Consider the following 14,254-nt stretch of genomic DNA (forward strand, 5'->3'; position numbering starts at 1 on the left):
TATGCAAAATGTTGTCAACACATATGCACAAGATTATATTTTTGAAAGGTGCAGAGAAATAAATAATAATATAACTGTTGGGAATGAATCAATAGCAAGGGATAGTTTAATTCAATTGCTTGACTACCATAAATTGAATGAAATAGAATATATACCGCTCGTTAATCACTTAATACGTCAAACTGGATTATATCCTTACCTAATTCCAGAAACTAGTAATTGGCAAGATCGCTACGTTTTTGAAGCATTCAAAGCAGATATTGGAATTGATGAGAAGGTGACCTTACATAGAGAACAGTCTTCTTTACTAAAGAAGTTGTTGGATGGTGAATCTATAGCTGTTAGCGCGCCGACTAGTTTTGGAAAGAGCTTTGTTATTGATGCATTTATATCTATTAAAAAACCTGATAATATAGTCGTTATTGTGCCCACAATTGCTTTAACTGATGAAACAAGAAGGAGGCTATATAAAAAGTTTGCACATGAATATAAAATAATAACAACTTCTGATGTAACCCTTGCCAAAAAGAACATTTTGATTTTTCCGCAAGAGCGCGCAATCAATTATATAAACATTCTTGAATCCATCGACCTGTTAGTGATAGATGAATTTTATAAAGCAAGTGCACAATTTGAAAAAGATCGTTCTCCCTCATTGCTTAAAGCAATTTTGCAGTTGGGAAAGATGGCGAAGCAAAGATATTTTCTTGCACCAAATATTGGAGAATTAAATGATAATCTTTTTACTAAAGATGTGAAATTTTATAAACTTGACTTTAACACGGTTTATTTAGAAAAACACAATTATCAGGCAGAAATTAATGGTGATGAGACACTCAAAAGTCTAAAATTACTGGAAATTTTGGATAAGAAGAAAACTAAAACGTTAATCTATGCCGGTACATATAGTGAAATAGGCAAGCTCTCAAATTTATTTATTGATAAATTACCAGTAGATGAAAGTCCATTATTGCAAGCATTTGCCACTTGGCTGGAACAGCATTATTCTGCTAACTGGAGTCTTACGAGTCTTATAAGACGTGGCAGTGGCGTTCATAACGGTAGACTTCACAGATCTTTAAGCCAAATACAAGTAAGGCTATTTGAATCTCATTATGGTATTCACAACATTATTTCAACTTCTTCAATTATTGAAGGAGTAAATACTTCTGCAGAAAATGTTGTCCTTTGGAGAAATTTAAGTGGAAAAAATAGATGGGCTACAATAAATGATTTTACATATAAGAATATCATTGGGCGAGGAGGTAGAATGTTCAAACATTTTATTGGTAAAATATATATTCTTGATGAGCCTCCTGTAGAAGAAAACATGCAATTAATATTGGAATTTCCTGATGAGTTGGTCAACGATGTTGATCCAGAAGAATTCAAAAATGATCTTACAAATGATCAAATTGCAAAAATAATTTCTTTTAAACGTGATATGACAGAATTGCTGGGAGCAGAGGTTTTTAATCGCCTGCAAAAAGAAAATAAGTTTCATATTACTAACGGACCATTGCTTTTAGAGATTGTTAAAGATATGATAGAGAATAGAAATAGTTGGAATGGATTTGGTTATCTAAATAATTCTGATCCACAGAACTGGAATTATTTTCTACATAAAATTTTACCTTTGCAAAAAGGTTGGGACACTTCTCATACAATATTTGTTGAATTTGTAAAGGCTTTATCCTCCAATTGGTCGAGTACTATTCCTACGATTTTAAGAAACCTCGCAGAACATGATATTACGATAGAAGATTTTTTCAAATTGGAACGAAACGCGACATATAAGTTAGCTTCCCTTTTACATGACATAAATATTTTATATAAAGAGGTGATAGGAGTTAAGCCGAATTCAGATGTTTCGCCATTTATATCAAAACTTTCTCATGCGTTTTTACCAACGGTCGTTTATCAATTGGAAGAATATGGGATGCCAAGAATGATTTCACGAAAAATTCATGATAGCGGTTTGATTAATTTTATTGATCCAGAATTGACTATACATTCTGTTATTGATAAATTCAATAATTTAGGCATATGGTCAATAAGGCGCAATGTTACAACATTTGACAGATTTGATATTTTTGTGCTAAAATACTTTTATCAAGGTATTGAGAAAAGAAATAATCTTTAGAGCTTCTAATTTATTAATTTCCAGTTGACATTTGATTACATTAAGGTATTACTTTATTATATAAGAGGATTTACAAATATCACAAAAATTTTCCATAGCCCTGATAGAGCCGATATCCTTGTAGCGTAGCGAAGAGATAAAGGCGAAAGCAGGAACTATCATTGCCAGTCTGCGCATGCTATTCGCTTCAGGAAAAGTAAACAGTCACAGTGTCAGTGACCAGTAGCTTCATTCTAACCCAATAGAGATTGCTTTGCCAGTCGGCTTTCAGCCTAGTGCTTTCGACTACGCTGCGCTTCGCTCAAAATGACATGACGTTTTAGCGACGCAATCACAGTAGGAGGGGAAATCTGCGGTTATCCACTCAAATCCGTGTCATCCGCGTTCCATTATAACACACCCCCAACCCTTTCCGCCGCGGCGCACAGGCTCAAGAGGGGAGCCAGCTTCACTCTCACCCCCAAGAGATTTTTCGACTCCGCTGTGCTTCGCTCAAAATGACAGTGCGTATAACTTCTTAATGACGGACTGATCATGTGAACGGTGCGAAGTTACTCCAACGCTAATCAACTTTACTGAAGCCGGACTTTCAGTTAAAACAGGACTGAAGAAACCGTTGCAGTAATTTCGTTTTCGGAACGATTATATTACGAGCAGGGCAAATGTTAACGAATTACAGAATCTTCATTTTGTTAACACGTAAAAATGGACTTTCGTTTGAAAAACAAAATGCGTAACATTAATTTTTACTATGTTGTTTTTCAGACGTGTAGGGTAGGCTAATGTTACGCACGAAAAGTGCATTTGAGATACCAAATGCGTAACATTAACACTTTTTAGTAAGTGGAGTTTTACAGAAATAGAGATTTCTCCGTTCCGTTACACTTCAGTCGACATGACAGGAATTTCGACTATAAAAAGCATAAAAAATCCGCGGTTGTAGCCCGCGGATTTTCAGAGATAAATATAGGTTGGTTTGAACTATTAATAGTACGTATATCGCCTAACTTTTGCGATGTATTTTGCCAGCCTGATTACCTGGTGGCTATAGCCGTATTCGTTGTCGTACCATACGTAAAGTACTATGTTTCTGCCATCTGCGCTCACAATCGTGGCGTTGCTGTCGTATATGGCAGGCTGTGCCGTACCTACGATATCGCTCGATACCAGCTCGTTGTTCATTGAGTATTTTATCTGCTCAACTAACTCGCCTTCAAGGGCATAGTGTTTCATGATCTCGTTAACCTCGGCAATGTTGGTTGCCCTTTCCACCTCAAGGTTAAGTACCACAAGCGACCCGTTTGGCACCGGAACACGTATAGCGTTAGACGTTAACTTGCCTGCTAATGAGGGCAATGCCTTTGCTACAGCGCTTCCTGCGCCGGTTTCGGTGATCACCATGTTAAGGGCAGCGGCACGTCCGCGGCGGTATTTCTTGTGCATATTATCTACCAGGTTCTGGTCGTTTGTATAGGCATGGATGGTTTCGAGATGGCCTTTTACAACGCCTAAAGTGTCTTCAACTGCCTTAAGTACAGGGGTAATAGCGTTTGTAGTACACGATGCCGCAGAGAAGATATCTACTTCGTCAGGGCTGTGTTCGTTATGGTTAACGCCATACACGATATTCGGTATGCCTTTCCCCGGAGCGGTAAGCAATACTTTCTCTACCCCGTTGGAAGTCAGGTGCCTGCGTAGGGCTTCCTCGGTAGTAAAGGCGCCGGTGTTGTCTATAAGCAGGGCATTGCTGATGCCGTATTTGGTGTAGTCTACATCTTCAGGGCTGTTTGCCGTGATGATATGTACTGTAGTCCCGTTGATTATCAGTGCGTTGTTCTCAGGATCTGCACTTACAGACCCCTCAAAATCTCCATGTATCGAATCGTAACGCAATAGTGAAGCACGTTTCTCAAGCAGGGTGGCATCGGCCTTGTCGCGAACAACTATTGCTCTTAGCCTCAGTTGGTTACCCTTGCCTATTTTGTGCATCATCTCACGAGCCAGTAGCCTTCCTATACGCCCAAAGCCGTATAATACAACGTCTTTCGGCTGAATGCTGCTGCTTGCTCTTGCGCCTTTCAGCTTGTCTATTACAAAGGCTGTAGCGTCGTTATACTTGTCATCTTCAAGGTGATACTCGTACGTAAGCTTGCCAATATCTATACGCGATGGCGGCAGGTCAAGCGCTTCAATGGCACGTGCAATCTCCACAGTATCAAATACATTGATTGGTTTTTGTACAAACTCCCCGGCATATTCGTGCAGGTTAATGATGTCACTTACATTCCTGTCAATCAGCTGGTTCCTGAAAAGCACAAGTTCAATCGACTTGTCATACCATAGATCGCTTACGATTTTAATGAATTCTACACCGGCTTTTCGCCTGTCAGCCTGAAAAGAAAGCTCTTTTTCGTATAAAACATTGTTGTTCATGAAGATAATATTTTTTTAGTGTTGTTGAGTGGTGCAAAAGTATATATTTCAAACGTTTTCGTAAAGGGTTTTAAGAATGTTTTTTTATTTATTTTCATAATATCTGTTTTTGAGTTAAAACTGTAGTAATAATTTCTTAACAGTTGCATCAATAGTTCAGTATTGGTGTAATTAATGTTATTTGTATGCACAATTCAAAATATTAACTGCTTTAAAATTTTAATCTCTTCCATTCAATTGTGAGATAAGCTGTAGAATTATTCTTAAGATATTTCGGTTTTTAATTAAAAGTGTAATGTATTGTGAAATATTTGTTAAAATTTAAGAACGTTATGTTATAAAAGTCTTAAAAATTAGTTAAGTTTATTTTCTATTAATTAAACATCACCAATTATGAAAAAAAAACTACAACTGATTATCAGCTGTTTTATGATTTTGCTAGCACTCGTCACGGGAAGTAAGAGTAATGCACAAATCAACTATTCACAAAATTTTAATGTTGACGCCGGCGGATGGGGAGACCTTGATTTTTACCCGGGAACTTTCCAGGCTTGTGAAGGTTCTGCACTAAGAGGAGAATTTGTTTTTATTGATTATGGTGATGGTTTTGTCTATGACTATTCAGCAGAAACAGTATCACCAACTTTAGGCACCTCAAATGGTCTTCCGGTTACCCTAACGTACAGCTATAAGCTATTTGATTATTATGAGTATGATGTATTAACAAATAATACCGACTGGGGAGCTGTAACTGTATCTTATAGTGCTTCACCTACAGGGCCATGGACAACGCTTCATACAATAAACCCCACTAATCATATTAGTTCTGCCAGCTGCGCGGTTAAAACTGCAACGTTTACTCCGGCAGCCGGAACACCGGTTTATCTTCGTGTTTACGGTAACCACTCAGGGTTAGATGGTACAGATGTACTTGTGACAATAGACAATGTTACCGCTGTTCAGCAGCTTCCTGCCTGTACGGGAGCACCGGCGGCGTCTTCAGCAGCACTTCTTAACGGCCCGGTGTGTAACCAGCAAAATGCATCTCTGGCATTAACTCCAGCTTATACTGCCTCTGGGCTTTCGTATCAATGGCAAGGTTCAGCTAACGGAACAACCTATACTAACATTGCAGGTGCAACAAGTGCAACCCTTAGTGCACCGGTAGCTGCAGGGCCATGGTTCAGGGCTGTAATTACCTGTACTGCGAGTGGTGCTACAGCTACAAGCGCAGCTGTTCAGGCTACCTCAAGCGGTACTAACTGTACACCATGTGCCGTTACTTTTACTAATACCATTGAACCTATAACATCGGTTAGTTTTTCTAACCTTACAAATACAAGTCCTGCAGCAACTGCCGGTGCACCTGCTATGCAGGATTTTACCGCATTAGCTCCTGCAAATGTAACTACAGGACAGGCCTATACTTTCTCTGCCCAAGGAAATACAGACGGTGGATTTACCGACTATTTTAAAGTTTTTATTGACTTCAACAAAAATGGAAACCTCAATGATCCCGGAGAATCATTCGAAATAGGATTTGTAAGCGGTTCGACAGGAATAGACGGGCAGACTGCTTCTGCCTCTATCTTTATACCTACTAATGCTTCTGCGGGAATTACATTAATGAGAGTTTATAAACTATGGAATGCTTATCCTTCGGGACCTTGCGCAACTGGTGGATACGGTCAGGTAGAAGATTACCTGGTTAACATTACGCAATGTACAACTGTAGCGCCTACTGCTACCGCTGCGCAAACGGTATGCCCTGGCGCTACCGTGGCTGCTCTAACAGCTACCGGTACAGCTATAAAATGGTATACTGTGGCTTCAGGAGGTACACCGCTTGCTGCTACTGCTGCACTAACAAACAATACTACCTATTATGCATCACAAACTATAGGCTGCGAAGGGTCTGCAAGAGTTGCTGTAGCTGTTACCTTTACAGTTGTACCGGTAGATGATCCTGCAGATGTTACTGCTTGTATTACATATACACTGCCCGCACTTACCAATGGTGTTTACCGTACTGCAACAAATGGCGGCGGTACCGTTCTTGCTGCAGGAAGCACTGTAAATGCTACAACTACTCTATACGTTTACAATACTGTAGGCACTTGTTCTGCAGAGAATTCTTTCCTTATCACGGTAAGCAACCCTGTGGCTGCGAATCCTGATGACGTTACGGCTTGTGGTTCTTATACACTGCCTGCTTTAACAGGAGGAACATATTATACAGCTGCTGGCGGCGGTGGTATCGCACTTCCTGCAGGCACAGTGATTACACAATCTGCCACGCTGTATGTATATGCGGGTAATGCTGCGTGTAATACTGAAAACAGTTTTGTAATAACAATAAACAATGCTGTTGCAGATGATCCTGCTGACGTCTCCAACTGCGGGCCGTATGTGCTCCCAGCATTGACAAACGGTAATTACTTTACAGAAGCCGGTGGTCAGGGTGATGCACTTGCAGCGGGAGATTTAGTTGAAGCAACAGCAACACTTTATGTTTATACTTCTACAGGAACGGCCACGTCTCCATGTGTCGCTGAAAATTCTTTTGTAATAACTATTACCAATGCAGAAGTTGACGAGCTTGACGATGTCACAGTATGTGGTTCTTACACATTACCTGAAATTACAAACGGTACATATTACACAGGTGGTTCAGGCCTTGGCGATATGCTGGAGGCAGGAGATGTTATTACGTCAACAAATACCATACATATCTACAATGCAGTTAGCGCTACGTGTACTGCCGAAAGTACGTTTACAGTGACAGTGGTATCTGCTGAAGCAGACGAGATGGAAGATGTAACGGTTAATTGCGCAGGCTATACTTTACCTGTTTTAAATTCTGGTAATACTTACTATACCGCTGCGGAGGGCACGGGAACAGCACTTAATGCAGGTGATGTTATTACCTCAAACCAAACGATCTATATCTATGCAGTGGCTAACAGCGCTACAACTACATGTACTGCCGAAAGTTCGTTTACCGTAACAGTTACAGAAGTTGAACCGCTAGACGATGTTACTGTTACAATTGAAGATCAGGGTGGAATGCCGGTTGTGCACACAATTTCTGAAATAGTGGTTGCTCCTGCAATAGACGGAATTATTACGTTCTACGCTACTGAAGAAGATGCTCAAAACGGCATTAATCCTCTTACCGGTACTACTGAAATATCGGGTACTACAGTTACATATTATGCAACAATTACACAGGGAGACTGCTCAAGCGAGCCATTTTCGGTAACGGTTACAATAGTACTTGGTAATGATAAGTTTGATGCAGCTGCATTTAAATATTATCCTAACCCATCGTCTGATGTGTTAAACCTGAGCTACTCTTCAACAATCACATCATTTACAATGTATGATATGTTAGGCAAGAAGATAATGGAAATGTCGATAAACGACGCTAATGCACAAATAGACCTTTCTAAAGTTGCTGCCGGTACATACATTGGTAAAGTAACTACAGAGAATGGTAACAAAACCTTTAAGGTTGTTAAGAATAAATAGTTTTTAATTTTTTAAAATTGAATCTGCTTTAACCGTCCGGTTAAAGGAATAACCCCGGGAAGTTCTTTTCGGGGTTATTCGCTTTATCCTTTGCTTATATTTACAGCTTAAAAACTAATCATGAGATACATCGTGCTCTTTTTATTGTTTGCAAGCAATTTTGCTGCTGCCCAGGCCAAATGGTTTAAGGTTTTTAAGTCAGAAGACGGGACAATCACGCATTACGTAAAATATGAAAAGACAGTTAAAAACGATATGCATGTTTGGTTAAAAACAACCGAGGCAGATAAAGAAATAAAGGGACAGGACGGAAAGACTACATACGAAAAACAAGGTTATGTTGTGCAGTATATGGTGTTTCACTGCGGTTCTATGACTGCCGATAAACTTGAATTTACGCTTTATGATGGCGAAGGAAAAATAGAAACAGAAGGAAACGATAAGATCTATAATGAAAAGATTATTCGTGGCTCTACCGGAGCAGTACTTTACAATTTTGTATGTGATATCAATCAGTAATACATAGTTTACTATAATAAAGAAAGGATGGCATTTGCCATCCTTTCTGCTTAACTAAGCCATCAAATTAATATAACAGTTTGCAGCGGTCTTTATTGTTTTATAAACTTAAGGGTTTTGGTCTGTCCGTCCCTGTTTAATTTTACAAAGTATATTCCCTGAGACAATGCCCAAGTATCTATGTTCAATCCATCTTCAAAACGGATGTTTTTAGCCGCGATAGCCTGTCCTGTAACAGTATAAATCTCGTAGCTGCCGTCAACTCCTGTAATGTCAGACTGTATATAAAGCACATCCTGTACAGGGTTAGGATAAATATTCAGCCCTTGCAGCAGGTTATCATTTGTACCCGCAGTAGGGGCAGAGCACCCGTCTGAGGTTATGAGTGTACCTCTTCGCAGCGCATTGTTCAGTGTTGCCCACATCCTTTCATTTTGGTTTTCGGTAAATACACTTTTGCAGGCATCGGGGGTGTAATCCATATAGTTCTCTACCATATCTGGCTTATCGTCCAGCGTGCAGGAATCTACATAGCCGCAGGTTGTATTCATGGCCAGTGCTGCAGGGGTGTCATCGCAATAATCGGTTGCGCTGCAATCTTCGCCATCACCCCAAATGTGCCTTAGTCCAAAGAAATGACCCATTTCGTGTGTCGTGGCACGTCCCATATCTATCTGGGAGATATATTCGCCTTCAGGAGCATAAGCGGATGATCCAAAACATTTGTAATACATCGTTAATCCATCGCCGCTGGCAGTAGATTCAGCCTCATCAAGACCTTCCAGGCCTGATGCTTCAGGAAAGAAGGCATAACCGCCCACACCAACCAGGTCGCCGCCAAAATTACATACCCATATATTGATGTATTTTTCAGGATCCCAAATCGTTTGTGGTTTTAGCTGGGTTTCTATAGCGGTGGCGTTCCATGACGTCCTTGTCATTTGTATGTGCTCTATGCCTGTGGTCGGGTTTCCATCTGGGTCGCGCTGGGCAAGGCAAAACTGTATCTGAGTATCTACGCCGGGGGTTTCTTCATTGTATCCCGGTGTTTCCTGTATCCTGCCAAAATCTTCATTGAGCACCTGTATTTGAGATAATACCCTTTCGTCACTGAGGTTTTCATTGGTGCCAAGCTCGTCGCCATTATGTATTACGTGCACTACAACAGGAAGCGTGACTGTCTGATTGCTGTTTTTTTGTGATTTTTGTCTTCGAACAGCCTCAACCTTTGGCGCAAGCCATTGTTCAAATTCAGCATCAGATATCCGTTTGCCGCCTGTTTGCAGTGAACTTAAATATTCCGTCGCAGCGCAGGGTACAAAGCCTTCGTTGTTTCGTTTTATTTCCCGGCCAAAGGGCTTTGGATCCTGTGCATGGGTAAGCCCACTTAAAAATAGTGCCACGCCTAATGCAGCTTGCTTTAAAGTAGTAGATTTCATATGTAATTTTTTATGTTAGTACTGTTGCAAAGTTATTGGCAAGCCTGTTTGTGCATAGTTACTTACTGCTATTTAATGTTATCGTGTGTTAAGAAAAACCGCACGGCATTGTTGTTTTTACAGCTTAGTGTTATTTAGTGTTAAGCGTGTTTTTTTACTTTATAAATTATATACATTTGGGTATGAAAATTAACAAAGACAGAAAAAGCAACAGGCTGATTATGGTTTACGGAGCCGTAGCCATACTGTTTATATTGTGTTTTCAGCTGTATTGGCTCTACAGTTTATACAGCAACCAGGAGAAACTTATTGTAGAAGAGGCACAGAATAAACTAACCGCGTACAGTCTTGATATTGAAGGCCTCGAGATGTTTAAAAACCTAACTGTTAATGGCAGGGTAGATGTGAAAGATTCATCTGTTTCGGGTGTGGTGAAAGATAGTAATATGGTTACCAACCTTAAGGTTGAAATTTTTAAAACTGCTGGCGATGGAAAAAAAATGCCGCTGAGCGTAACCCTTATCGATTCTATCTTTGGACCTGAAAGCCAAAAATTAAAATTAGAAAAAAGCTATAACGAAACGGTAAAGACAATCAAAAAAGCACTGCCGGGAGTAGACTTCATCTTATACGACAGAAAAGTAAATCCCGAAAGCGGCAGGGTGTTAAGGTCGTCGTCGCGCTTAAAGACAAAAATTTCGCCTACACTGGTGTTGTATAATCTGGAATACAGTGTTATAAAAAAGATACTTCCGTCTATAGGGTTATCAGTTCTCTATTTATTGGTATGTCTTAGTGCTGTAGTGCTGCTTATAAACAGTATACGCAAGAGCAGGAGGCTTATGGAACAAAAGGTAAGCTTTACCAACAATATGACCCATGAGCTTAAAACCCCTATAGCTACGCTGTATGCCGCCACCGAAGCATTAGACAAGTATAATGTTCTGGAAGATAAAAAAACAGCGAGGGAATATGTACACCTTATGCAGGCCGACCTGAAACGCCTAAAAAGCATGGCCGATTCTATACTCCATAATGCCAGGCTTAGCGAAGGCAAGATTCAGCTGTATACAGAAAACCTTCATCTTAAGCACCTGCTTGATGAGGTGGTTTCTAATTTAAGGCCAAGGCTGGAACAGCTGGAGGCAGTAATAACATGCAGCATACCTGACGACCTTTACATAAAGGCCGACGAAGACCACATAAGCCGCATTTTTATCAATCTTATAGACAATTCGCTCAAATATGCAGTCGCCATTCCGCAAATAAGCATAACAGCGGTAAGAGATGGTAATTTTATAGCGGTAGACTTAACAGATAACGGTATTGGAATCCCTTACAAATACCATAAAGATATCTTCAGGCCATACTTCAGGGTATCGGAAGGGAACAGGCACACCGTAAAAGGGTATGGACTTGGCCTTAGCTATGTGAAAGAAGTGCTGAAACTCCATGGTGGATCTATTGTCCTTATAAAAGATGAGAGCCAGAAAGGAACGGCGTTTAAAATTTTAATACCTACAGGCCATGAATGAGATAAGGGTTTTATATGCCGAAGATGAATTGGCACTCGGCAGGATAACAGGCGATATGCTTGTTAAGAACGGTTTCAACGTAAAATGGGTTCACGATGGCACGGCTGCACTTGAGGCGTTCTCACCCGGAAGTTTTGATATCTGCGTTATAGATGTCATGATGCCGGGAATAGATGGTTACAGCCTTGTAAAAGAGATCCGTAAGGCAGACGCCGATATTCCTGTTATATTTCTTACTGCCCGCTCACTGATCGAAGACGTAGTAAAAGGGTTTGAAACCGGAGGCAACGATTATCTTAAAAAGCCTTTTAGCATTGAAGAGCTTATTGTGCGTATGAATGCCTTGCTGAAAAGGACTGCAAAACCTATTGTCAGCGATGAGGCGCAGGTTTCAAAATTCAGCATTGGTAAATTTAAATTTGACTATTCTACGATGGAACTGGCCTGTGCCGATAAGACGATTGTGCTAACCAATCTTGAAAATGAACTGCTCCTGAGGCTTATTACGAATAAAAATGCGGTTTTGCCACGCCAGCGCGTATTACTGGAACTTTGGGGAGACGACACGTTTTTTGCCGCCCGCAGCATGGATGTGTTCATTACAAAACTACGCAAGCATTTTGCAGATGACGAACGCATATCTATAGTAAATATAAGGGGAGTAGGCTACAAGATGATCGTAAAAGACTAACCTTCGCCCATATATTTTTTGCTGTAATCCTTAAACTTTTTAGACGATATTATACCCATTGCAGGATACAGCATGGCGGCAACAAGAAAAATATCGGGTAAAAAGTTCTTCCCTTCAAGATGCAGCATATAAGAGGTAACCAAAAGTGCAGGGGCTTCAAGGTAGTAACATATCTGCCTGGCCTGTTTAGGGCTTATATAAAATGTTTTCCAAAAAATGGTTATGGCCAGTATAAGTATGGCCAGTCCTGTAATAATCCCTCCCGGAAAGTAAAGATTACGGTTCAGCTCGTCGCAGCCTTTTATAAGCAGTATAAAGGCGGTAAGAAAATGCAGCAGCACTTCCAGTTTTCTAAACGTTTTTTTCTTCATTTTTCAGGTGGTGATTTTTACAAAAATACTTCACGCTGATTATGTTACTATTTGCTAAGTGTTATGATAAGGTTGTAAAAAAAATAGAACCTCCGGGCAAAGGGACCGGAGGTTCTGGGTAGTGTTTATGTAAAGAAACTCTTTTTACATTATAAAGGCAACGATCTCACCGCTCTGGGTAATCATTTGTACTTTCATGCCTTTGTCGCCTTTAGCATCCAGTAGTCGCGATACGGTTTCAATATCTTTAGCCTTTACATTGCCTATGCTTAGTATGATCCCGCCCTTAAGCTCATCATAGTAACGCATGTATCTTTCGTCGGTAATCTCTTTAACTTTAACGCCATAATCTATTTTGTATTGTTTCTTTTCGGTGGCAGAAAGGTCTTCCAGCTCAAAGCCACTGTAATTAATACTGTTAATTTCGTTTTTAGTCAGTTTAACGGGAATCGTCATTACCTCTCCATCGCGGTGCAGGGTAACCTTAACCACATCGTTAGGACGTTTTGTAACGGTAGCGGCATTAATATCGGCAACGCCATTAATAGGCCTGTCGTCAATTTTTACGATAACATCACCTTTACGTATACCTGCATTTTTAGCACCGGATTTATCGCTCACTCCATTTACGTAAAAACCTTGTGTTTCGGTAATGCCGGTTTCTTTAGCTACACGGGCGTTCAGTTCGCCGCCTGTAACGCCAAGCACACCGCGCTGAACATTACCATATTCCATGATGTCTTCAATAATTTTTCGGGTAATGTTAGAAGGCACTGCGAAAGAATAACCTACATACGAACCGGTCATGGATGTAATCATGGTATTTATGCCTATAAGTTCGCCGCGTGTGTTAACAAGCGCGCCTCCGCTGTTGCCGGGATTAACTGCGGCATCCGTCTGGATGAACGATTGCAGCCCGTCGTTGCTCAGGTTCCTGGCTTTAGCCGAAACGATACCTGCTGTAACGGTGCTGGTAAGGTTGTAAGGATTACCTACGGCTAATACCCATTCGCCCACTTTCATATTGTCGCTGTTACCAAAGGTGGCATACGGAAGTTTATCTTTAGTATCTACCTTAAGCAGGGCGATATCCATTTTTGAGTCGGTGCCTACCAGTTTTGCTTTATAAGTCTTGTTATTGTTAAGGGTAACCTCAAGTTCAGATGCATTGGCTATAACGTGGTTATTGGTAACAATGTATCCGTCTTCGGTAATTATAACCCCAGATCCTGTACCCACCTGCGGGGTAGGCTCGCTATTTCGATAGCCGTAAATATATTCCATCATGTTGCGCGGGCCGTTAGAATAGGTAGTATTCTTAACGTGCACCACGGTATGCACCGCTTTATCGGCGGCTGCCGTAAAATCTACCGATTCGGGCGCGCCGTAACCTACGGTCCTGTTGTAACTTGCAGAAGGAGCTATTGATAAGGCAGATGATGGTGTGTCGTTATCAAATACCAGTTTGTAAGCTCCCAGAGTAGTGGCACCGCTTAAAAGCGCCACCAGAAATAAACCTGAAATTCTCTTCATAATTTAAACAGTATTTAATTTTGGTTATTGAATAATTTTAAAGTTTTTTTAGCCGGCTA

The 14,254-nt window shown here is 40.5% G+C and carries 9 protein-coding genes; 5 read left to right on the top strand and 4 right to left on the bottom strand.

Annotated features, from left to right (window positions below):
* The first annotated feature begins 1 nt into the window (after position 1).
* The gene (locus R1T16_RS05495) at positions 2 to 2,143 is read left to right on the top strand and encodes a DEAD/DEAH box helicase (protein WP_317500084.1); all 2,142 of its coding nucleotides are present in this window, start codon (positions 2 to 4) and stop codon (positions 2,141 to 2,143) included.
* A 984-nt stretch (positions 2,144 to 3,127) separates the two neighbouring features.
* On the opposite strand, the gene R1T16_RS05500 is transcribed toward R1T16_RS05495, so the two are convergent.
* Positions 3,128 to 4,576 carry a glyceraldehyde-3-phosphate dehydrogenase gene (locus tag R1T16_RS05500; protein ID WP_317500085.1) on the bottom strand — a complete coding sequence of 483 codons (1,449 nt, stop codon included), beginning with the start codon at positions 4,574 to 4,576 and terminating at the stop codon, positions 3,128 to 3,130.
* A 393-nt stretch (positions 4,577 to 4,969) separates the two neighbouring features.
* On the opposite strand from R1T16_RS05500, the gene R1T16_RS05505 reads away from it, so the two are divergent.
* Both R1T16_RS05505 and R1T16_RS05510 read left to right on the top strand, forming a co-directional pair.
* Positions 4,970 to 8,107 carry a GEVED domain-containing protein gene (locus tag R1T16_RS05505; RefSeq protein ID WP_317500086.1) on the top strand — a complete coding sequence of 1,046 codons (3,138 nt, stop codon included), beginning with the start codon at positions 4,970 to 4,972 and terminating at the stop codon, positions 8,105 to 8,107.
* Positions 8,108 to 8,227: 120 nt separating this feature from the next.
* On the top strand, positions 8,228 to 8,626 hold the full coding sequence (locus tag R1T16_RS05510; protein ID WP_317500087.1) for a surface-adhesin E family protein: 399 nt from the start codon (positions 8,228 to 8,230) through the stop codon (positions 8,624 to 8,626).
* A 92-nt stretch (positions 8,627 to 8,718) separates the two neighbouring features.
* Here the strand turns inward: R1T16_RS05510 and R1T16_RS05515 are convergent, their stop codons facing one another.
* Entirely contained in the window at positions 8,719 to 10,065 is a 1,347-nt protein-coding gene (locus R1T16_RS05515) for a M43 family zinc metalloprotease (protein WP_317500088.1), read from the bottom strand.
* Between the two features lie 182 nt (positions 10,066 to 10,247).
* On the opposite strand from R1T16_RS05515, the gene R1T16_RS05520 reads away from it, so the two are divergent.
* Positions 10,248 to 11,600, top strand: a complete 1,353-nt coding sequence (locus R1T16_RS05520) for a HAMP domain-containing sensor histidine kinase (RefSeq protein ID WP_317500089.1) — start codon at positions 10,248 to 10,250, stop codon at positions 11,598 to 11,600.
* Positions 11,593 to 12,291 (top strand): response regulator transcription factor, encoded by a 699-nt coding sequence (locus tag R1T16_RS05525; protein ID WP_317500090.1) that lies wholly within the window; start codon positions 11,593 to 11,595, stop codon positions 12,289 to 12,291. Before R1T16_RS05520 ends, R1T16_RS05525 begins: the two co-directional genes overlap by 8 nt.
* Here R1T16_RS05525 and R1T16_RS05530 read toward each other — a convergent pair.
* Complete coding sequence (locus R1T16_RS05530) at positions 12,288 to 12,662, bottom strand: hypothetical protein (RefSeq protein ID WP_317500091.1); 375 nt, start codon at positions 12,660 to 12,662, stop codon at positions 12,288 to 12,290. The two genes, R1T16_RS05525 and R1T16_RS05530, sit on opposite strands and share 4 nt — an antisense overlap.
* A 144-nt stretch (positions 12,663 to 12,806) precedes the next feature.
* Complete coding sequence (locus R1T16_RS05535) at positions 12,807 to 14,195, bottom strand: S1C family serine protease (protein ID WP_317500092.1); 1,389 nt, start codon at positions 14,193 to 14,195, stop codon at positions 12,807 to 12,809.
* Positions 14,196 to 14,254: the final 59 nt, after the last annotated feature.

This window comes from Flavobacterium sp. DG1-102-2 (assembly GCF_033042555.1).
Lineage (GTDB): Bacteria > Bacteroidota > Bacteroidia > Flavobacteriales > Flavobacteriaceae > Flavobacterium.

Bases quoted from the DNA above. Each gene is read 5' to 3' on its own strand.
- R1T16_RS05510 (WP_317500087.1), top strand. From the start codon at position 8,228: ATGAGATACATCGTGCTCTTTTTATTGTTTGCAAGCAATTTTGCTGCT.
- R1T16_RS05515 (WP_317500088.1), bottom strand. From the start codon at position 10,065: ATGAAATCTACTACTTTAAAGCAAGCTGCATTAGGCGTGGCACTATTT.
- R1T16_RS05525 (WP_317500090.1), top strand. From the start codon at position 11,593: ATGAATGAGATAAGGGTTTTATATGCCGAAGATGAATTGGCACTCGGC.
- R1T16_RS05495 (WP_317500084.1), top strand. From the start codon at position 2: ATGCAAAATGTTGTCAACACATATGCACAAGATTATATTTTTGAAAGG.
- R1T16_RS05535 (WP_317500092.1), bottom strand. From the start codon at position 14,195: ATGAAGAGAATTTCAGGTTTATTTCTGGTGGCGCTTTTAAGCGGTGCC.
- R1T16_RS05505 (WP_317500086.1), top strand. From the start codon at position 4,970: ATGAAAAAAAAACTACAACTGATTATCAGCTGTTTTATGATTTTGCTA.
- R1T16_RS05520 (WP_317500089.1), top strand. From the start codon at position 10,248: ATGAAAATTAACAAAGACAGAAAAAGCAACAGGCTGATTATGGTTTAC.
- R1T16_RS05530 (WP_317500091.1), bottom strand. From the start codon at position 12,662: ATGAAGAAAAAAACGTTTAGAAAACTGGAAGTGCTGCTGCATTTTCTT.
- R1T16_RS05500 (WP_317500085.1), bottom strand. From the start codon at position 4,576: ATGAACAACAATGTTTTATACGAAAAAGAGCTTTCTTTTCAGGCTGAC.